This is a genomic window from Methylobacillus gramineus (genome assembly GCF_020532675.1).
GTDB classification, from domain to species: Bacteria; Pseudomonadota; Gammaproteobacteria; order Burkholderiales; family Methylophilaceae; genus Methylobacillus; species Methylobacillus gramineus.
In genome coordinates, this window is record NZ_JAJAVE010000001.1 from 1,185,368 (window position 1) to 1,204,718 (window position 19,351).

At 52.0% G+C, this 19,351-nt stretch carries 15 protein-coding genes and 3 tRNA genes; 7 read left to right on the forward strand and 11 right to left on the reverse strand.

Annotation, left to right across the window (positions count from 1 at the left end; genetic code table 11):
* The first annotated feature begins 19 nt into the window (after positions 1–19).
* Positions 20–3,214, forward strand: a complete 3,195-nt coding sequence (locus LG201_RS05475; RefSeq protein ID WP_226771155.1) for an efflux RND transporter permease subunit — start codon at positions 20–22, stop codon at positions 3,212–3,214.
* An 11-nt stretch (positions 3,215–3,225) separates the two neighbouring features.
* A complete protein-coding gene (locus tag LG201_RS05480; RefSeq protein ID WP_226771156.1) occupies positions 3,226–4,707 on the forward strand; it encodes an efflux transporter outer membrane subunit in 1,482 nt (493 codons plus the stop codon).
* Between the two features lie 227 nt (positions 4,708–4,934).
* Here the strand turns inward: LG201_RS05480 and LG201_RS05485 are convergent, their stop codons facing one another.
* Complete coding sequence (locus LG201_RS05485) at positions 4,935–5,261, reverse strand: BON domain-containing protein (RefSeq protein WP_226771157.1); 327 nt, start codon at positions 5,259–5,261, stop codon at positions 4,935–4,937.
* Positions 5,262–5,522: 261 nt separating this feature from the next.
* Between LG201_RS05485 and LG201_RS05490 the strand changes: the two genes are divergently transcribed.
* Together LG201_RS05490 and LG201_RS05495 are read left to right on the forward strand one after the other, a co-directional pair.
* Positions 5,523–5,756, forward strand: coding sequence for a hypothetical protein (locus LG201_RS05490; protein ID WP_226771158.1), 234 nt, complete (start codon positions 5,523–5,525; stop codon positions 5,754–5,756).
* Positions 5,757–6,001: 245 nt separating this feature from the next.
* Positions 6,002–7,933 (forward strand): putative bifunctional diguanylate cyclase/phosphodiesterase, encoded by a 1,932-nt coding sequence (locus LG201_RS05495; RefSeq protein ID WP_226771159.1) that lies wholly within the window; start codon positions 6,002–6,004, stop codon positions 7,931–7,933.
* A gap of 117 nt (positions 7,934–8,050) precedes the next feature.
* Here LG201_RS05495 and LG201_RS05500 read toward each other — a convergent pair.
* The 7 genes from LG201_RS05500 to LG201_RS05530 all read right to left on the reverse strand — a co-directional run bounded on the left by LG201_RS05500 (position 8,051) and on the right by LG201_RS05530 (position 12,065).
* Positions 8,051–8,126, reverse strand: a tRNA-Gly gene (locus LG201_RS05500).
* Between the two features lie 26 nt (positions 8,127–8,152).
* Positions 8,153–8,226, reverse strand: a tRNA-Cys gene (locus tag LG201_RS05505).
* A gap of 73 nt (positions 8,227–8,299) precedes the next feature.
* Positions 8,300–8,375: transfer RNA gene (locus LG201_RS05510), tRNA-Gly, on the reverse strand.
* Positions 8,376–8,435: 60 nt separating this feature from the next.
* Entirely contained in the window at positions 8,436–9,002 is a 567-nt protein-coding gene (pgsA, locus tag LG201_RS05515) for a CDP-diacylglycerol--glycerol-3-phosphate 3-phosphatidyltransferase (protein ID WP_226771160.1), read from the reverse strand.
* On the reverse strand, positions 9,002–10,801 hold the full coding sequence (gene uvrC / locus LG201_RS05520) for an excinuclease ABC subunit UvrC (protein WP_226771161.1): 1,800 nt from the start codon (positions 10,799–10,801) through the stop codon (positions 9,002–9,004). The genes pgsA and uvrC overlap by 1 nt, the downstream gene beginning before the upstream one ends.
* A 65-nt stretch (positions 10,802–10,866) precedes the next feature.
* A complete protein-coding gene (locus tag LG201_RS05525) occupies positions 10,867–11,052 on the reverse strand; it encodes a tautomerase family protein (RefSeq protein WP_226771162.1) in 186 nt (61 codons plus the stop codon).
* Positions 11,053–11,105: 53 nt separating this feature from the next.
* Positions 11,106–12,065: a cation diffusion facilitator family transporter gene (locus LG201_RS05530; RefSeq protein WP_226771163.1), complete on the reverse strand. Its 960-nt coding sequence runs from the start codon at positions 12,063–12,065 to the stop codon at positions 11,106–11,108.
* 175 nt (positions 12,066–12,240) lie between these two features.
* Here LG201_RS05530 and LG201_RS05535 point away from each other — a divergent pair, with 175 nt between their 5' ends.
* Together LG201_RS05535 and LG201_RS05540 are read left to right on the forward strand one after the other, a co-directional pair.
* A complete protein-coding gene (locus tag LG201_RS05535) occupies positions 12,241–13,086 on the forward strand; it encodes a 23S rRNA (adenine(2030)-N(6))-methyltransferase RlmJ (protein WP_226771164.1) in 846 nt (281 codons plus the stop codon).
* 65 nt (positions 13,087–13,151) lie between these two features.
* Complete coding sequence (locus LG201_RS05540; protein WP_226771165.1) at positions 13,152–13,688, forward strand: TIGR00645 family protein; 537 nt, start codon at positions 13,152–13,154, stop codon at positions 13,686–13,688.
* Positions 13,689–13,746: 58 nt separating this feature from the next.
* Here LG201_RS05540 and LG201_RS05545 read toward each other — a convergent pair whose 3' ends face one another.
* The 3 genes from LG201_RS05545 to LG201_RS05555 form a co-directional block, all read right to left on the reverse strand.
* Positions 13,747–14,262 carry a DUF3016 domain-containing protein gene (locus LG201_RS05545; protein WP_226771166.1) on the reverse strand — a complete coding sequence of 172 codons (516 nt, stop codon included), beginning with the start codon at positions 14,260–14,262 and terminating at the stop codon, positions 13,747–13,749.
* Positions 14,263–14,517: 255 nt separating this feature from the next.
* A complete protein-coding gene (acnB, locus tag LG201_RS05550) occupies positions 14,518–17,085 on the reverse strand; it encodes a bifunctional aconitate hydratase 2/2-methylisocitrate dehydratase (RefSeq protein WP_226771167.1) in 2,568 nt (855 codons plus the stop codon).
* 271 nt (positions 17,086–17,356) lie between these two features.
* On the reverse strand, positions 17,357–17,659 hold the full coding sequence (locus LG201_RS05555) for an EF-hand domain-containing protein (protein WP_226771168.1): 303 nt from the start codon (positions 17,657–17,659) through the stop codon (positions 17,357–17,359).
* A gap of 272 nt (positions 17,660–17,931) precedes the next feature.
* Here LG201_RS05555 and purB point away from each other — a divergent pair, with 272 nt between their 5' ends.
* Positions 17,932–19,302, forward strand: a complete 1,371-nt coding sequence (gene purB, locus LG201_RS05560) for an adenylosuccinate lyase (protein WP_226771169.1) — start codon at positions 17,932–17,934, stop codon at positions 19,300–19,302.
* Positions 19,303–19,351 lie beyond the last annotated feature (49 nt).

The following is a 19,351-nucleotide window of genomic DNA, read 5'->3' on the forward strand; positions in this document are numbered from 1 at the left end:
CAGTCAGGGAGAATTTAAAATGAATATCTCAAAATTTTTCATAGACCGCCCGATATTTGCGGGCGTGCTATCCATGCTGATCTTGCTGGGTGGCGCGTTGGCCATGTTTCAGCTACCCATCTCAGAATATCCTGAAGTAGTACCCCCCTCTGTGGTGGTACGTGCGCAATACCCAGGTGCCAATCCAAAAGTGATCGCCGAAACCGTGGCCTCGCCGCTGGAAGAGTCCATCAATGGTGTGGAAGACATGATCTACATGCAGTCGCAAGCGAATAGCGACGGCAACCTCACTATTACCGTCAACTTCAAGCTTGGCGTGGATCCGGACAAGGCACAGCAACTGGTGCAAAACCGCGTCAACCAGGCCCTGCCTCGCCTGCCACCTGACGTGCAGCGCCTGGGCCTGACCACCCTCAAAAGCTCGCCAACCATGACCATGGTGGTACACCTGACATCGCCAGATAACCGGTATGACATGACCTATCTGCGCAACTATGCCGTGATCAACGTCAAGGACAGGTTGGCACGCATACAAGGTGTGGGAGAAGTGGGCCTGTTCGGCTCGGGTAACTATGCGATGCGCGTCTGGCTCGACCCACAGAAAGTGGCTCAACGTGGCATGACCGCCTCTGATGTGGCACAGGCAATACGTGAGCAAAATGTACAGGTCGCTGCCGGTGTGATCGGGGCTTCACCGAATGCCAAGAGTGTACCGCTGCAACTGTCGGTCAATGCGCAGGGCCGCCTTAAGACTGAGGAGGAATTTGCCGCCATCATTCTCAAGACCTCACCCGATGGCGCCATCACCCACCTCTCAGATGTCGCCCGTATTGAGTTGGCTGCGTCTGAATATGGTCTGCGTTCATTACTGGATAACAAGCCTGCTGTCGCTATCCCAATCTTCCAGGCCCCAGGCGCCAATGCACTGGCAATTTCAGATGCAGTACGCGCAACCATGGAGGAACTTGCTGCCGACTTCCCTGAGTCTATCGAATACCATATCGTCTACGACCCTACCCAGTTTGTACGCTCAAGTATCCGTGCCGTAGTGACAACACTGCTGGAAGCCATTGCGCTGGTGGTATTAGTCGTAATCCTGTTCCTGCAAACCTGGCGTGCTTCCATCATCCCGCTGTTGGCAGTCCCTGTCTCCATCATCGGTACTTTCTCCTTGATGCTGGCTTTTGGTTACTCGATCAATGCCCTGTCCCTGTTTGGCATGGTGCTGGCGATCGGGATTGTGGTGGATGACGCGATTGTGGTGGTTGAAAATGTGGAACGTAACATTGCCGCTGGCCTCAGCCCGCGCGATGCCACCTACCAGGCCATGCGTGAAGTCAGCGGCCCGATTATTGCAATCGCGCTCACCCTGATTGCCGTGTTTGTACCACTGGCCTTCATGACGGGTTTGACTGGTCAGTTCTACAAACAATTCGCCATGACCATCGCCATTTCCACCGTGATCTCGGCTTTCAACTCACTCACGCTTTCTCCTGCGCTATCCGCTTTACTGCTCAAGGGACATCATGACAAGAAAGACTGGCTGACACGCTTCATGGATCGCTGGCTAGGTGGTTTCTTTGCCGGGTTCAACAAGCTATTCAGCAAAGCCTCCGACAAATATGGCCATGGCGTCAAGGGCATTATCAACCGCAAGGCTTCGGCCATGGGCGTGTATGCTGTATTGCTAGGATTGACTGTGGCGATTTCGCTGATCGTGCCTGGCGGTTTCGTACCAGCTCAGGATAAGCAATACCTGGTGGGCTTTGCCCAACTGCCTAGCGGTGCATCACTGGAGCGTACCGAAGAAGTCATCCGCCGCATGAGCGAAATTGCCCTGCAGCAGCCTGGCGTGGAAAACGCGGTGGCCTTCCCCGGACTTTCCATCAACGGCTTCACCAATAGCTCCAGTGCAGGGATTGTATTCACCACGCTGAAGCCGTTCAATGAACGCAAAGGCAAGGAGCTATCCGCCGCCGCTATTGCGCAGTCATTGAATGAGAAATTCGGCCAGATACAGGATGCTTATATCGCTGTATTCCCACCTCCTCCTGTCATGGGCCTGGGCACTATCGGTGGCTTCAAGTTGCAGATTGAAGATAGGGGCGCACTGGGTTATTCGGAGCTGGACAGTGCCGTGAATGCCTTTATAGCAGAGGCGTCCAAGGCACCCGAACTTGGCCCCATGTTCACCAATTACCAGATCAATGTACCTCAGCTGAACGTGGATCTGGACCGTGCCAAGGCCAAACAACTGGGGGTACCGGTCACGGAAGTATTCGATACCATGCAGATTTATCTGGGTTCCCTGTATGTGAATGATTTCAACCGTTTTGGCCGTGTATTCCAGGTACGTGCGCAAGCCGATGCCCCTTACCGAGCCAGGGCAGAAGACATCCTGCAACTGAAAACCCGTAACAATGCGGGTGACATGGTGCCGCTGTCATCTCTGGTCAAGGTGACGCCAACTTTTGGCCCGGAGATGGTCGTCCGTTACAACGGCTATACGGCAGCCGACATCAATGGTGGACCTGCTCCCGGTTACTCCTCCGGACAAGCCCAGGCCGTGGTAGAAAAGATTGCCGCCAGGACTTTGCCACCAGGCATCAAGTTTGAGTGGACAGACCTGACCTATCAGCAAATCATCGCAGGCAATGCAGGCATCTGGGTATTCCCCATCAGTGTACTGCTGGTGTTCCTGGTACTGGCTGCATTGTATGAAAGCCTGACCTTGCCGCTGGCCGTGATCCTGATTGTGCCTATGAGCATATTGGCGGCTCTCACGGGTGTTTGGCTGACCAAAGGGGATAACAATATATTCACCCAGATCGGCCTCATGGTGCTGGTCGGCCTGTCAGCGAAGAATGCCATCCTGATCGTGGAGTTTGCGCGTGAGTTGGAATTGCAAGGCAGCAGCATTGTGAAAGCCGCTATTGAAGCCAGTCGCCTGCGCTTGCGCCCTATCCTCATGACCTCTATCGCCTTCATCATGGGCGTAGTGCCTCTGATCACCTCCAGCGGTGCAGGGTCTGAAATGCGTTATGCCATGGGTATTGCCGTCTTCTTCGGCATGCTGGGTGTGACATTCTTTGGCCTGTTCCTGACCCCTGTGTTCTATGTACTGCTGCGCACATTGAGCGGTGGTCACCCATTGCACTCAGCCACCGAGCATAAGCCTCATGTATCCGGCCCGACTGCCAGCCATTTGATATAGGAATAACCATCATGAAACCCATCAAGACATTATCCCTGCTCACTGCCACGTTGCTGCTGGCAGCGTGCTCAGTGGCTCCGATATATGAAAAGCCCCAGGTGGAAACACCGGCCCAATACAAAGAGGCCAGCACCAGCCTGGGTGGTGAGCAATCCAGCCAGTGGAAAACAGCAGAACCTGCCGAGCAGGTTTTGCGAGGCCAATGGTGGCAGGTGTTCAATGACCTGACACTGGACAACCTTGAAGATCAGGCCCTCGCTGCCAACCAGAACTTGCAGGCGGCCATCGCCCGCCTGGCGCAATCGCGCGCATTGTTCAAGGATGAACGTTCAGCACGTTATCCCCAGATCAGTGGCGGGATCAGTCCTGGACACCAGCGCGTGTCACCAGATGCGCAGCGAACCGAGAATGGTAGTGAACAAACCCTCTGGCGTGCGCAAGCCCAAGTAGCTTATGAAGCAGACCTGTTCGGGCGGGTATCATCACTGGTGAATGCGGCTGAAGCGAGTGCAGAGCAAAGCGCCGCCTTGCTGAAGTCCCTGCAGCTGTCCTTACAGGCTGACGTGGCACAACAATACTTCACCATCCGCGAGCTGGATGCTGAACGGGAAATCTACCAGAACACGGTCAAACTACGAGAACAAACCGTGCAACTGACGCAGCATCGCTATGATGCAGGCGATATCAGTGAGCTGGAGCTGGCCCGCGCCAAGACTGAATTGGCAGCTGCACGCTCCGAAGAACTGGGCGTGACGCGTCGCCGTGCCATCGCCGAGCATGCCCTAGCCATCCTGCTGGGCAAATCACCGTCAGAATTTAGCCTGGCAGCAACCCCTTTACAGCGCATTAGCATCAATATACCAGCAGGGCTGCCTTCATCCTTGCTGGAGCGCAGGCCTGACATTGCCGCCGCTGAACGCGCCATGGCAGCTGCCAATGCCCGGATTGGGGTCGCCAAGGCGGCTTATTTCCCTCGCCTCAATATCACCGGCGCACTTGGCTATGAATCCTCAGAACTGGGCAGCCTGTTCGAGTGGTCCAACCGCACTTTTCTTCTCGGCCCATTGATAGGCACCATGCTTTCCATGCCCATTTTTGATGGTGGCCGCCGTGAAGCTGGCCTGGAACGGGCACGTGCAGCCTATGAAGAGGACGTGGCTAGATATCGCCAGACTGTACTGACGGCGTTTGGTGAGGTTGAGGATAACCTGGCCAGCCTGCGCATACTGGACAACCAGTCAGAGGTACAAGATAGTGCTGTCACTTCTTCATTAAGGGCTAGCAACCTGGCGCAGAGCCGTTACCGTGAGGGCTTGGTAAGCTACCTGGAAGTGATAGATGCAGATCGCACCTTGCTGCTGCAAAAACGCGTAACCCTGCAGCTGGATGGCGAACGTGCGCGCGCCACGGTCAACCTGATTCGTGCGCTGGGTGGCAGCTGGCAGCAAGCAGCGCCAAATGGCACACCAGTCGCCCTGCAAGCAATCAAGTAGGTATAAAAAAAACAGGCCATGGAATCCATGGCCTGTTTTCTTGATCAGGTGTTAGTGCGCCCAATCCATTTCGGCAGAATCACACTGGGTCAATGACGGCTCATCGGCCTGCAAGCAGGCTTACTACCTTATTCTCTGCACTAACCTTTACATTATACCCATCGATTGCCAATTCCCTGTTCAAGATTTCCAGCTAGCCTGCTAACTAACTTCACTTGTAATTGACATCATTTGGTTTTCACAGAGTCAGGTGCATCAATCACAATATCATTCTGCACCGAGACTACTCCACTCACACTCCTGGCGACAATCACTGCCTGGCTGATTTCTGCCTGTGATTTGGCGCTACCACTTAAATGCACCGCGCCCAGATCATCGGACTTGACCTTGATATCCAATGCGCTCAATCTTGTGTCCTTGGCCAGGGCCGCCTTGACCTTGCCAGTGGTGGCAGGATCATCTGCATAATTGATTAAGGTCTCGGTATCTGCTGCCCATACAGATAATGGCATCAGCAGTGCCAGCAACAGTAAAACCCGCTTGATTAATCGCATGAATCCCTCCTTGATGTCTTGATCGACTATACAATTGATATCATCATAGCCCTGCACTAACTCCATCACTAGCAGAGCATCTCCGACAGTCATGTAGGAGTTCTTTAACACGCCTGAAGAGGCGTGAGTTCGAATCTCATCGCTTCCGTCCCAGATTAATATCCCGCACAGTAAAAGTCTCACAAAACCCCTAGCGTAGCCTGAGCAAGGCCATGTAAGATAATTAACGATGTCATGCAAGATCGATAGGAAGGAATAGCAATGCCCTCGTTATACCTAAGCCGCGAAGAGCGTGTAAAAGATGTAGTCAAAGCCTATATGAACGAGAACGCCTCTGTGCGGCACTCTCTGACTTTTGGCGGCCAGTTTCTGCCTTACAGTGAGCATGAAAAAGCCCTGATGCGGGAAGAACGGGCATGGGCACTGGCCAGGCTGACGATAGACAAGATCATGCGATTACCGCATATCGTGATCAAGCCACTATCGGCCATATAACCCTCCACCCTCCTTGGCTTCAAGCAAGCTCTGTACTCTGCATCATATGCAATAGTGCAGGTACCCTGTGCTCTCCTTCCTCGTATTACCCCTTCAACTCGACTAGTTAAATATTCTCTTTGAAAAAAATTTAACTCTAGACCTCGTCTAAACATTTACTGTTGATACGCTATTAGTCAATAATACTTTGACGCTGCAGCATTAATAAGAACCATAAATGCGACAATTTAAGGGGAAAGTTTAGGATGGCACGCTATGCGGAATTCTTGAATAACCTTACACGAGGGTTTGCCATTGATATGGACAACCCCGTGCTACTCAAGGCCCAATACAAAGCCTTCTCCAAACAACTTCCGCTGATGTATTTCATATTACTGGTCAATAGCTGGATATTGACCAGTACCCACATGCAGAGTGCGCCCCGCTGGCTGGTCTGGGATTATCCGATTGGCTTGACACTCATCTGCGTCATACGTTTTGTATTCTGGTTCCGCACCCGCAATATCGAACCAACGATTGACGAAGCGCGAAAGGCACTTCGACGCACCAACCTGATTGCAGGCCCTATCGCGATGAGTTTCACCATCTGGGCCATCATGTTGTTTCCCTATGGCGATGCCTATGCCCAATCCCATGTTGCCTTCTACATGGGCATTACCGTCATTGGCTGTATTTTCTGCCTCATGCACCTGCGTCCGGCGGCCCTAACTACGGCAGCAGTGGTCAATATCAGCTTTGTCATTTTCTTTGCTTCCACCGGAAAACCAACCTTCATCGCAACCTCTGTCAATGTCGCACTGGTGTCGGCGACCATGCTGGTGATTCTGCATGTCTATTACCGCGACTTCACCAGCCTGGTCGATGCCCAGGTCCATACAGAAGCGCTCAGCAATGACAACCTGCGCCTGGCCAATATGGATAGTCTGACCATGCTGCCCAACCGGCGTAAATTTTTCACGGAACTCTATGCCTTCTGCCTCAAGGCCCACAGTACAGGTACCCGTTTTGCAGTGGGCATCCTGGATCTGGATGGCTTCAAACCAGTCAATGACCTATACGGGCATAGCGTGGGGGATAAATTATTGTTTGCGGCAGGCCAGCGTTTGCAAAACCTGTGTGATGAAGAAACGCATCTGGCACGTCTGGGTGGAGACGAATTTGCCTTGATCATCACGCGTGCGATGGATAACGATCAATTACTGGCGTTTGGCACCACGCTTTGCGAAGCCCTGCGCCAGCCATTCCTGATCGCGGATACCACGATCCAGATTGCCGCCTCCATGGGCCTCGTGACCTATCCAGATATGGCCGCCAATGCTACCGATTTATTTGAACATGCTGACTATGCCCTCTATCAAGGCAAACGTAACAACCGCAGCATGGTTAGCGTCTTCTCCACCAGCCACAGCAACAGGATTCACCTTGATGCCAACATTGAACAAGCATTGAGAAAAGCGGATTTTGAGCAGGAACTGGAAGTCTATTTCCAGCCCATCATCAATATCAATACGGAACAAATCGTGGCGTTTGAAGCGCTGGCTCGCTGGCAAAGCCCCGTGCTGGGATCAGTCTCACCGGCCCAGTTCATCCCGATTGCAGAACGCACCGGCATCATCAACCAGCAAACCCGCATCCTGTTGGCAAAAGCACTGGCTGCCGCGGCCAAATGGCCTGATCATATCCGGCTGTCATTTAACCTATCAACCCACGACCTCAGTTCTCCAAACATCATTCATCAGATCGTAAAGATCATTGACGAAGCCGACTTTGACCCCAGGCAGCTGGACCTGGAAATCACCGAAACCGCCGTCATGCATGATATAGACCAGGCCAAATGGGCGACAGAGCAGATCAGGCAACTAGGCTGCGGCATTACACTGGATGACTTTGGCACAGGCTACTCCAGCCTCAGCCAGCTGCATGCCTTATCCCTGAGCAAAATCAAGATAGATCGCAGCTTTGTCACCGGCATTGAGAAAAATCCGGCCAGCCTCAAAATTGTCAAATCCCTGCTGGCACTAAGCCGTGACATGGGACTGGACTGCATCATTGAGGGAGTGGAAACTGCAGAGGAAATGGCCGTTATCCGGGAAATTGGCGGTACCATGGTGCAGGGCTATATATATTCTCCACCGATTCCAGAATCCGCAGCACGGTTATGGATTGATCATCACTGATTAATGATTTGAATACGGAGGATACAAGGTGGGTAGACTTAGCGCTGAATTATTAGCTGAAGTTGACCAGTGTGATAAGTAAAAAGGGAGAAAACAGATGTTTTCTCCCTTTTATTTTGGAGCGGGAAACGAGACTCGAACTCGCGACCTCAACCTTGGCAAGGTTGCGCTCTACCAACTGAGCTATTCCCGCACTGCTTTACAGCAAACTATTTTACCTGGAGGCGCGAGCCGGAGTCGAACCGGCCTAAACGGCTTTGCAGGCCGCGGCATAACCGCTTTGCTATCGCGCCATAACCAACATCAGACTACACTAGGTATCTGATAAAAAAGGAAATACTTGCTTTTTCTTTCCTTTTTTAAATCTGGAGCGGGAAACGAGACTCGAACTCGCGACCTCAACCTTGGCAAGGTTGCGCTCTACCAGCTGAGCTATTCCCGCATCGAAAGAAGGCGCCATTTTAAGGATTTTCAGACCAGTGTCAAGCGGATTTCAGGGACCTCAGCCCGCTTTCATGCGCGGCCAGGCGGCCTTGAGATAATAAGCCATTGACAGCAATGTCAAAAATGCCGCGATATAAATTAATATATCGCCAAAAAATCTTATATCGACCGGCCCAAGCGGGTCGTTATAAAGCAAAAACAGAATGGCCGCCATTTGCGCGGCCGTCTTGACCTTGCCAATGTAGGTAACAGCCACACTGCCTTTTTCACCCACCCCGGCCATCCACTCCCGCAATGCGCTGATCGCGATCTCGCGGCCGATAATGACGAGGGCAACCACCGCGCCCACCCGATCCAGTTCAATCAACAGGATCAGTGCTGCAGCAACCATCAGCTTGTCGGCAACAGGGTCGAGAAATGCACCAAAGGCAGAGGTCTGGTTCAGCACACGAGCCAGATACCCATCAAACCAGTCGGTGATCGCGGCAAATGCAAAGATGAAGGTGGCCAGCACGTTCTTGTCATGCATGGGCAGTGTGCTTTCCGGAAAATAGAATATCCCGACAAACACCGGGATAGAACAGATACGCATCACGGTGAGCGTATTAGGGACATTCCAGAACATCAGTGCAACTCCTCATAAATTTTCTGTGCCAGTGCCAGGCTAATGCCATCCACTTGGGCAATTTCATCAATACAGGCATTCTTGACACCGTCAAGCCCACCAAAACGCAGCAGCAGACTTTTACGGCGCTTGGCACCTATACCAATGATATCTTCCAGACTGGAATGCATACGGGCCTTGCCGCGCTTGGCACGGTGCCCGGTAATGGCAAAACGATGGGCCTCATCGCGAATTTGCTGCAACAGATGGAGTCCGGGATGATCCTTGGGCAAACCGACCGGCGTTTCCCGCTCAGGAAAGAACATCTGCTCTAATCCCGCTTTACGTTCCTCACCCTTGGCAATGCCCACTAACTGGATATCCGGCAAACCTACCTCGTGCATCACTTCCACTGCCACACCAAGCTGGCCTTTACCGCCATCGATAAATACCAAGTCTGGCCGCTTACCCTCTCCTGCCGCCACTTTTCTGTAGCGCCGTGTCAGGGCATCTCGCATCGCTGCATAATCATCCCCGGGGGTGATACCAGTGATATTGTAACGGCGATACTCGGAGTTCTGCATATTACCTTTATCAAACACCACGCATGAGGCCACAGTGGCCTCCCCCATGGTGTGACTGATATCAAAACATTCAATGCGTTCAGTACTCTCTGCCAGCATCAAGGCTTCACGTAAGGAAACCAGGCGGGCCTGCTGGTTAGCCTGCTGCGCTGAGCGCTGTTGCAAGGCAAGATCAGCGTTGGTCTGCGCCATTTTCATCCAGACGCGTTTATCCCCTGTCGGGTTGTTATTGATACGCACTTTCCTGCCAGCTTGCTCACTGAATACTTCCTCCAGCGCCTCAGTTTCAATCGCCACCCCAATAATCAGCAAAGGCGGGATGGCGCTGGCCATGTAATGCTGTTCGAGGAATGCCTCCACCATGGTGTCCATATCAGCGCCATCCGCATTTTTGGGGAAAAAGCTTTTATCCCCCAGGTGATGACCACCGCGTATCATGACCAGGTTCACACACCAGCTGCCTTGCAATTCAGCACAGGCAATCACATCCGCATCCGACACATTGAAGTCACTGACAAATTGCCGGGCTTGTACCTGACGCAGGCTTTGAATGCGATCGCGATAAACGGCTGCCATTTCATATTCGTGCCGTTCTGCTGCCTCGCCCATTTTCACGCCCAGCTCATCCATCACCTCTTGTTCTTTACCCTGCAGGAACAGCGTGGCATGCATCACATCACGCTGATAATCCTCTGCTGTGATCAAATCCACGCAGGGAGCGGTACAACGTGCAATCTGATGCAGTAAACAAGGGCGAGAGCGATTGGCAAACACCGTATTTTCGCAAGTACGCAGACGGAAGACTTTCTGCAACAACTGTATGCTTTCACGCACGGCCACTGCATTGGGAAAAGGGCCGAAATAGCGATGTCCCTTACGCTGCGCGCCACGATGAAAAGCCAGACGCGGAAACTCATCCCCTGTCAGGGTGATATAGGGATATGACTTATCATCGCGAAACAACACGTTGTACCGTGGCATGAAGCTCTTGATAAGATTATTCTCAAGCAACAAGGCTTCCGCTTCTGAACGGGTCACGGTGGTTTCTATGCGCACGATGTGGGACACCATCATGCGCGTGCGCGGTGAAGCCAGATTCTTCTGGAAATAAGACGAGACCCGCTTCTTGAGGTCGCGCGCCTTGCCCACATAAATCACTTCATCCTTATCGTTCATCATGCGATAAACGCCAGGCAGGTTGGGCAGGCTTTTCAGTATAGGTTTGGGGTCAAACATAGACATCATTGACCATATCAGCGGTCAAACAATAAACAATCACAAATAAAACAGACGGGCAAAAACTAATCGCTATCCACCAACTCACCTGCCACCGCCCAGTTTTCTCCTGATACCTCATCAAACGTGATGTAAGTGTAAGATCTGGGCTTCTTGGCAATGCGCTCTAGGGTGTCTGTCACCTCTTCGGCAATCTTGGCTTTCTGCTCGCGGGTCAACGCACCAGCTACCTTGATATTCACGTATGGCATATCGCTCTCCTTATGATTGAATCTCATTGATCACACGAAAAATGTGCGCAGAATTAATGTGGGTGATGATGGTGCTCGTGGTGATGGTGCTCATGCTCATGCGCGCTTTTCTGCGTTAACCAGCAATTGGCTGAGCCGCTGTTCAGGGCCTCGGTGGTTTCCGGCTGAAGGGTCACATGATCAATATCAAAACGCTCGTGCAGCATATGCTTGAGATTACTGAGCAAAGGATGCCAGTCCTGCATGTCATCCAGCACGACATGGGCCGAGAGTGCCGTTTTTTCAGAAGACAGGGACCAGATATGCAAGTGGTGGATTTCACGTACGTTCTGGGTAGCCGTCAACGCCTGCTGCACCGCGTTCACATCAATATGATGCGGCACGCCTTCCATCAGTACATGCAAGACCTCTCGCAATAATCTGACGGTAGAAACCAGAATCAACAAGGAAATAAATATAGAAAGTAGTGGATCGATCGGCATCCAGCCGGTGAAATAAATTACGGCACCTGCGATAACCGCTGCTACCGACCCCAGCAGGTCACCAAGCACATGTAGCAATGCAGCGCGGCTGTTGAGGCTGCTGTGGCCTTTATGCAGCATCCAGGCCACCACGATATTGACCAGCATGCCAATCAAGGCAATCAGCATGACCTCGGCACCTTGTACTGGTTGCGGTGTGTGCAAGCGCAGCACAGCCTCATAGATAATCCCGGCAATCACTGCGAGCATGAGCAAGGCATTGACCAGGGCCACAATCACCTCTGCCCGTACCAGGCCAAAATTATGTTTATGCGTGGCGGGTTTACGTGCAATCCAGCTCCCCAGCCAGGCCAAGCCCAATGCCAGTGCATCCGACACCATATGTCCGGCATCACCCAGCAATGCCAATGAGCCAGTCCACCAGCCGCCTATTGCCTCGACAACAGCGAATCCGGCAATCAGCAGCAGAGGCAGTAACAAACTGCTTGAGCCGCCATGTGAATGATGATGATCGTGATGATGAGTTCCCATAGGGTTGTAATGCTAGCAGGCCTACCTACAATTAAAAAGCTGGATCCTTAAATATCAATGAATCTGATGGATAAAGTGCTGTATCCAAGATCATTCTTGCTCATTTAAGGTGAAAATTCATAGTCTCTACTGCTCAGGCATCTATAATGTCGGCAATTCTTGTTGATTACCCCACATGCTCAGTTATCGCCACGCCTTTCATGCCGGCAATCATGCCGATGTCCTCAAGCATTTTGTGCTGTCCCAAGTGCTGTCCTATGCCAGCCAGAAAGATAAGCCTTACTGGTATATCGATACCCATGCCGGTGCTGGCATGTATGCATTGGACAAAGGCTATGCCACGCAAAATGCCGAATTTTCCGAAGGGATAGCACGACTGTGGGATGAACCTAAGCTGCCACCAGCACTGGCTGAGTTTGTCGCACAAATCAAGCAGCACAACCGCAGTGCAGACCTGAGGTATTACCCTGGCTCACCCAGTGTGGCGCAGGATTTGCTGCGTGCAGATGACAGGATGCGCCTGTTTGAGCTGCATCCCAATGATGCCAAGCTGCTACGGCAAAATTTCAAACCCGCGGGTCGCAAAGTCATGGTTGAACAGGAAGATGGCTTTGCTGGCCTCAAGGCCATACTACCGCCGCCACCGCGTCGCGCCGTGGTACTGATTGATCCACCTTATGAAGAAAAACGGGATTACCAGCGTGTTGTAGACGCGCTGAAGGACAGCCTGGTGCGCTTTGCCACCGGGACTTACATCATCTGGTATCCACTGCTGCAACGTCCTGAAGCGCAACAACTGCAGGACAAATTGGCCAAACTGCATCTCAAAAGCTGGCTAAACGTCAGCCTCACCATCCATACTCCCTCTCCTGAGGGATTCGGCATGCACGGCAGTGGCCTCTTTATTGCCAATCCGCCCTGGAATCTCCCTGCCACGCTGAAGGAAACCCTGCCTGTACTCGTGAAAAAACTGGGGCAGGATCAAGGGGCAAGTTATCGCCTGGAGCACCAGATTCCCTGAGCCAAAACCAGTTCATATTCTCCACTGAATTTACATTTGATCGTTTAGCAAGAAAGGAAGCACACATGCAACAACCATCCCGCAGCAAAATGGGCCCTCTCAGCGCCATCCTGTTTGGTAGCCGCTGGCTGCAACTCCCGCTTTACCTGGGCCTGATCGTTGCCCAAATCGTCTATGTCATCCACTTCATGAAAGAACTCTTTCACCTGATTGAAAGACTGCCACAACTGCATGAAGCCGACATCATGCTCATGGTGCTGGGCCTGATTGACGTCGTGATGATTTCCAACCTGCTGATCATGGTGATCATTGGTGGCTACGAGACCTTCGTCTCCCGCCTCAACCTCAATGGCCATCCAGACGAACCAGACTGGCTTTCCCACGTCAACGCCAACCTGCTCAAGGTCAAGCTCGCGATGTCCATCATCGGCATTTCATCCATCCACTTGCTGAAAACCTTCATCAACGTCGAGAACCTGGATGACAAAACCCTGATCTGGCAAACGGTCATCCATATGGCCTTCATCGCCTCTGCTGTTTCCATCGCCTGGATAGACCGCATCATGGCGCATTCTGATGGCGCTCACCACAACAAGCATTAAGCAATCAGCACAATAAAAAAGCCGCATCATGCGGCTTTTTTATTGTCGATTCAGGCTATTAATCTTGCGCCTGACCGTCAACAAAGGTTTTTCTCAACCAGTCACCCATCAGGGCTTTTTCATGCCGCATGGTATCTGTGCTACTGGGCTGCATGCTCAACATATAGTTAAGATTACCCAGACTCTCCTCCCCTGCTTTGAGCACTGAACCATCAGCACCCTGCAAGCGATAACTCAATACAATACGGGGCGGGTAAATATGCTTCATCATGCGTATGTCATTGCCAGGGGTATTCCATGGCTCGAAAGCCCCAGCCATATCGACATCCCGGATAGAGATCGTCAACTGCTCGCCCTCTCTCAAATAACGCCCAGCCTGCCGCATAATATGTTTACTCAGTTGATCCAGATAGCTGCTATTAGGTGGTCCATGATCAGTGCTGGAAATATCAGTGAATTTCTCGGGCTGGATATACTCGACCTGAACGGGAGGCCTGGGTATCTCATCACTCAACACAGAAGAGATTGAGACCAGTATTAACAATACCCCAGCAGCGTAACGCAAGACTGTCATCCCAATATCTCCGCAGATTGATTTCTGGTAAAGACCTTGCCCCGGCGAAACAATTCATTTTGGATGTGTAAGGCGTCTATGCAGCGAGGGAATTCAAGTCGTTGATCCATCATTTGCACGCAATGGCTATATGCACCGCGCATGGATTACTCGTTGCTCTCTAAATTTTAAAGATATAAAACCCATGGGTATCTAAAAAAACAGGCCGCTTTTCGCGGCCTGTTTGTAGGCTACCTTAAATAAGAAAGAACCCTCTTAACTTGCCACTTCCGCAATCGGGATGATTTTCTTGGTGTACTCAGGCATTTGGTCAAAATTCAGGTACTTGTAGATACTCTCTGAATTCTTGGTCAGTTTGTCGCCCACAGTCTCCAGATACTCAGTCCGGCTAGGCAGACGTCCCAATCGTGCACACACCGCGGCCAACTCAGCCGAGCCTAGGTAAACACGTGCATCCTTGCCCATGCGATTATCAAAGTTACGCGTGCTGGTTGAAAACACGGTCGCTTTGTCCGCCACCCGTGCCTGGTTCCCCATACACAGGGAGCAACCTGGTATTTCAGTCCGTGCGCCCGCTACCCCAAACACGGAATAGACACCTTCATCCCGCAGCTGCGACTCATCCATCCGCGTCGGCGGTGCAATCCACAAGCGAGTGGGAATATTGCCTGCGCCTTCCAGCACTTTGGCAGCAGCACGATAGTGACCGATATTGGTCATGCAGCTACCGATAAATACCTCGTCCACTTTGTCGCCTTCCACTGCGGACAGTGGCTTGATGTCATCAGGGTCATTGGGGCAAGCCACCAGTGGCTCAGTGACTTCATTGAGGTCGATTTCAAGTACATAGGCATATTCCGCATCCGCATCAGGCTGCAGTAGTTGTGGATCAGCCAGCCAGGCTTCCATGGACTCAATCCGGCGCTTCAGGGTACGTGCATCCTCATATCCGTTATCTATCATGTTCTGCATGAGTACGATATTGGACTTGAGGAACTCAATCACAGGCTCCTTGTTGAGATGCACGGTACAGCCATTGGCTGAACGCTCGGCAGAGGCATCGGCAAACTCAAACGCCTGCTCTACCTTGAGGTCTGGCAAACCTTCAATCTCAAGAATCCGACCGTTGAAGACGTTTTTCTTGCCCTGTTTGCCGACTGTCAGCTCACCCTTCTGGATAGCCGCATAGGGGATCGCATTCACTAGGTCACGCAAGGTAATGCCAGGCTGCATTTCACCCTTGAATCGCACCAATACAGACTCCGGCATATCCAGCGGCATCGCACCCATGGCTGCGGCAAAGGCCACCAGGCCAGAGCCAGCCGGAAAGGAAATTCCTATCGGGAAGCGAGTATGAGAATCACCCCCGGTACCCACGGTATCAGGCAGGATGAGACGGTTAAGCCAGGAGTGAATCACGCCATCACCCGGCCGCAGGCTTACGCCACCTCGGCTGGAAATAAATTCAGGCAGGCTGTGTTGCAGCTTGATATCGACAGGCTTTGGATAAGCTGCGGTATGGCAGAAACTTTGCATGACCAGATCTGACGAGAACCCCAGGCATGCCAATTCTTTTAATTCATCACGCGTCATGGCACCGGTGGTGTCTTGCGAGCCGACAGTGGTGATCTTGGGTTCGCAATAAGTACCAGGGCGAACGCCCGTACCTTCCGGCAAACCACAAGCACGGCCCACCATTTTTTGCGCCAGGGTATAGCCCTTGCCTGTATCTTCGGGAGCAATCGGGTGTATGAATAGCGTGGAAGGCTCAAGCCCAAGCAACTGACGGGCATTGGTCGTCAAGCCGCGCCCTACGATCAGGGGAATACGCCCACCAGCACGCACTTCATCCGGCATGGTCAATGGTGCCAGGGTAAAGCTGGAAATCTCGACGCCCTGTTCAGTGAACACCTTGCCATCATAAGGACGGACCACAATCACGTCCCCGGTATTCATGGCACTCACATCACACTGGATAGGCAATGCACCTGAGTCTTCCGCCGTATTAAAGAAAATAGGCGCAATTTTGCCGCCCAGCACCACACCACTCGTGCGTTTGTTTGGAATAAACGGGATATCATTGCCCATGTGCCATTGCACGGAGTTGATGGCAGATTTACGCGAAGAGCCAGTACCAACCACATCGCCCACGTAGGCCAATGGCAAACCCTTCTGCTTCAGGGTTTCTATGGTGGTGAGGCCATCAGGCATCTTGTTCACCAGCATGGCCTTGGCATGTAATGGAATATCCGGGCGTGACCAGGCTTCCTGTGCAGGTGACAAGTCATCCGTGTTGGTTTCACCATCCACCTTGAACACCACCAGACGCATTTCCGCTGGCAATACAGGCCGACTGGTAAACCACTCACCCTCAGCCCAGGACTCAATCAACTGCCTAGCGTAAGTGTTACCCGCCTTCATCTTCTCCGCCACATCATGAAAAGCATCAAACATCAGGATGGTATGAGACAGCGCCTTGACCACATATTCAGCCAAGGGAGTATCCAGCAAGGACACCAGGGCCTGAACGTTATAACCACCCAGCATGGTGCCCAGCAACTCAACGGCTCGCTGAGGGGAGACTAATGGGGAACTTGCCACATTTTTGGCAACATCAGAGAGAAAGGCAGCCTTGACATAAGCAGCCTGATCCACCCCGGCAGGAACACGGTTTTCCAGCAAATCCACCAGATAAGCCTCTTCCCCAGCGGGTGGGTTTTTCAGGAGCTCAACCAGAGATGCAGTTTGTTCTGTATCAAGTGGTAGCGGGGGCAGGCCTTGCGCAGTGCGCTCGGCTACATGATTTCGGTAAGCAGTTAGCATGGTTTTCCATCAGTTCTTGATTGCGATAGGTAGCTAAAACAGCGCGATGGCAATTGTTGGCAAGCGTATTGGAATACGCATTCGCTACCACTAATACAGTGGGAGTGGCAGCTCCACTCCAGCACGTACATGACCCAGCAGCTGTTTCACACGACCTTAAGATTGAATTATACAACTTTGCAGCAGGCTTATAAAACGCCAGTCACAGGAAGCATGCAATGAATATGCCTGTTATTACAGGCATTTATGAGAATGAATCTTGTTACCGGAATTAATAGAATGATCGGGCAAATGGCGTACCACAACTTTTACCCTTGGCGGACGCCTCCAGGCTATCCATGACTTCCTGCTCATAATCCTTGCCATGCCTGATTTCAAGGTAAGCACGCAACTCGTACACGGTCACCTGACCATCGTTATCCATATCCATCGCGCGCAGGTTCTGCTCTACTGTTGGATAAGCTGGCGCATCGGCTGCATGCGCCCATGGCTGCATGCAGCACATCATGCCAAACATCATTAATCGGACAATGATCCGGCTCATACTGAACCTTGTAGCTAAAAGACTGGTCATGATGGTCTGCAGTTTTATCCTGAACCTGCGTTTCAAAAACGGTAAAGGCGAGCCGCAATGATGGAGAACTCCGTCAATTATGCGCCAAATAGTGGCTTGAGGCGCACATGTTTGGCGCATGGATGCAACATTTGAGACAAATAATACATCCCTGATTTTGCCAATGGCAGTTGTCAGGTAAAATTACGTTTTTTTGGCGCATCATCCGGTTTCATCCGATGAAAATATTCACCGATGCGCCAGCATTCTTACCCAGCAAAAAAGGTTTATTGATGGAGCTTACCCCTCTTAACGCACTCTCCCCCCTTGATGGCCGCTATCAGTCCAGGCTCGATCATCTGCGTCCTTATTTCAGTGAATATGCACTGATTCGTTTTCGCGCCCTGGTTGAAGTCGAGTGGCTGAAAGCCCTGGCTGCAGAATCTGCATTAGAGGAGATCGCCCCTTTTAGCGGGGAAACCATCAATGAGCTGGACAGGGTGATTGCCGCTTTTGGTGAAGCTGAAGCCGTGCAGGTGAAAGCGATTGAAGCCAGGACCAATCATGATGTGAAGGCACTAGAATATTGGCTGAAAGAGCACTTTGACGGCAATCATGAAATCCGTGCTGTCAGTGAATTCATCCATTTCGCTTGTACCTCTGAAGACATTAACAACCTGTCTCATGGCCTGATGCTGAAACATGCGCGCGACAATGTGATCTTGCCTGCGATCGACCATATCATCGCACGCCTGACCGAACTGGCGCATGAGCTGGCAGACATGCCCATGCTTTCCCGCACCCATGGACAAACCGCCTCACCGACTACCGTTGGTAAAGAGCTGGCTAATGTGGTCTACCGCTTGCGTCGCCAGCGTGAACAGCTTGCAAATAATGAAATCCTGGGCAAGATCAACGGCGCGGTTGGCAACTTCAACGCCCATTTGTCCGCCTATCCTGATTTCGACTGGGAAAGCTTTGCCCAAACATTCGTTACCAGCCTGGGCCTGACGTACAACCCCTACACCATCCAGATTGAACCCCATGACTACATGGCCGAAATTTACGATACGGTCGCGCGCATCAACACCATCCTGATTGATATAGACCGCGACATCTGGGGTTATATCTCCCAAGGCTATTTCAAGCAGAAGGTCAAGGAAGGCGAAGTAGGCTCTTCCACCATGCCGCACAAGGTCAACCCAATTGACTTTGAGAACTCCGAAGGTAATCTTGGCCTGGCGAATGCCGTGTTACGGCACCTGGCCGAGAAGCTGCCAATCTCGCGCTGGCAGCGGGATCTCACCGACTCTACCGTGTTACGCAACATGGGCGTGGCATTCGGTTATGCGCTACTCGGCTATGACTCCTGCCTCAAAGGCCTGGGCAAGCTGGAAATCAACGCTGCACGCTTGCTGGAAGATCTGGACAATAACTGGGAAGTCCTGGCTGAACCTATCCAGACCGTGATGCGCCGCTACGGTATTGCCAACCCTTATGAACAGCTCAAAGCCTTGACGCGTGGCAAGGGTGGTATCAACAAGGAGTCACTGCACGCCTTTGTCCAGGATCTCAAAATCCCGGCAGATGCCAAGCAAGCCCTGCTGGAGCTCACCCCAGCTACGTATATAGGCAAAGCCACGGCACTTGCAAAATCGATCTAGAGCACATCGTCGAGCAGGACTGTATTTTTTCTTTAGCATACTGAGAGGC

What these genes read in the sequence shown, in the direction of transcription:
- LG201_RS05475 (WP_226771155.1), top strand. Translation starts at nt 20, where the DNA reads ATGAATATCTCAAAATTTTTCATAGACCGCCCGATATTTGCGGGCGTG.
- LG201_RS05480 (WP_226771156.1), top strand. Translation starts at nt 3,226, where the DNA reads ATGAAACCCATCAAGACATTATCCCTGCTCACTGCCACGTTGCTGCTG.
- LG201_RS05485 (WP_226771157.1), bottom strand. Translation starts at nt 5,261, where the DNA reads ATGCGATTAATCAAGCGGGTTTTACTGTTGCTGGCACTGCTGATGCCA.
- LG201_RS05490 (WP_226771158.1), top strand. Translation starts at nt 5,523, where the DNA reads ATGCCCTCGTTATACCTAAGCCGCGAAGAGCGTGTAAAAGATGTAGTC.
- LG201_RS05495 (WP_226771159.1), top strand. Translation starts at nt 6,002, where the DNA reads ATGGCACGCTATGCGGAATTCTTGAATAACCTTACACGAGGGTTTGCC.
- pgsA (WP_226771160.1), bottom strand. Translation starts at nt 9,002, where the DNA reads ATGTTCTGGAATGTCCCTAATACGCTCACCGTGATGCGTATCTGTTCT.
- uvrC (WP_226771161.1), bottom strand. Translation starts at nt 10,801, where the DNA reads ATGTTTGACCCCAAACCTATACTGAAAAGCCTGCCCAACCTGCCTGGC.
- LG201_RS05525 (WP_226771162.1), bottom strand. Translation starts at nt 11,052, where the DNA reads ATGCCATACGTGAATATCAAGGTAGCTGGTGCGTTGACCCGCGAGCAG.
- LG201_RS05530 (WP_226771163.1), bottom strand. Translation starts at nt 12,065, where the DNA reads ATGGGAACTCATCATCACGATCATCATCATTCACATGGCGGCTCAAGC.
- LG201_RS05535 (WP_226771164.1), top strand. Translation starts at nt 12,241, where the DNA reads ATGCTCAGTTATCGCCACGCCTTTCATGCCGGCAATCATGCCGATGTC.
- LG201_RS05540 (WP_226771165.1), top strand. Translation starts at nt 13,152, where the DNA reads ATGCAACAACCATCCCGCAGCAAAATGGGCCCTCTCAGCGCCATCCTG.
- LG201_RS05545 (WP_226771166.1), bottom strand. Translation starts at nt 14,262, where the DNA reads ATGACAGTCTTGCGTTACGCTGCTGGGGTATTGTTAATACTGGTCTCA.
- acnB (WP_226771167.1), bottom strand. Translation starts at nt 17,085, where the DNA reads ATGCTAACTGCTTACCGAAATCATGTAGCCGAGCGCACTGCGCAAGGC.
- LG201_RS05555 (WP_226771168.1), bottom strand. Translation starts at nt 17,659, where the DNA reads ATGACCAGTCTTTTAGCTACAAGGTTCAGTATGAGCCGGATCATTGTC.
- purB (WP_226771169.1), top strand. Translation starts at nt 17,932, where the DNA reads ATGGAGCTTACCCCTCTTAACGCACTCTCCCCCCTTGATGGCCGCTAT.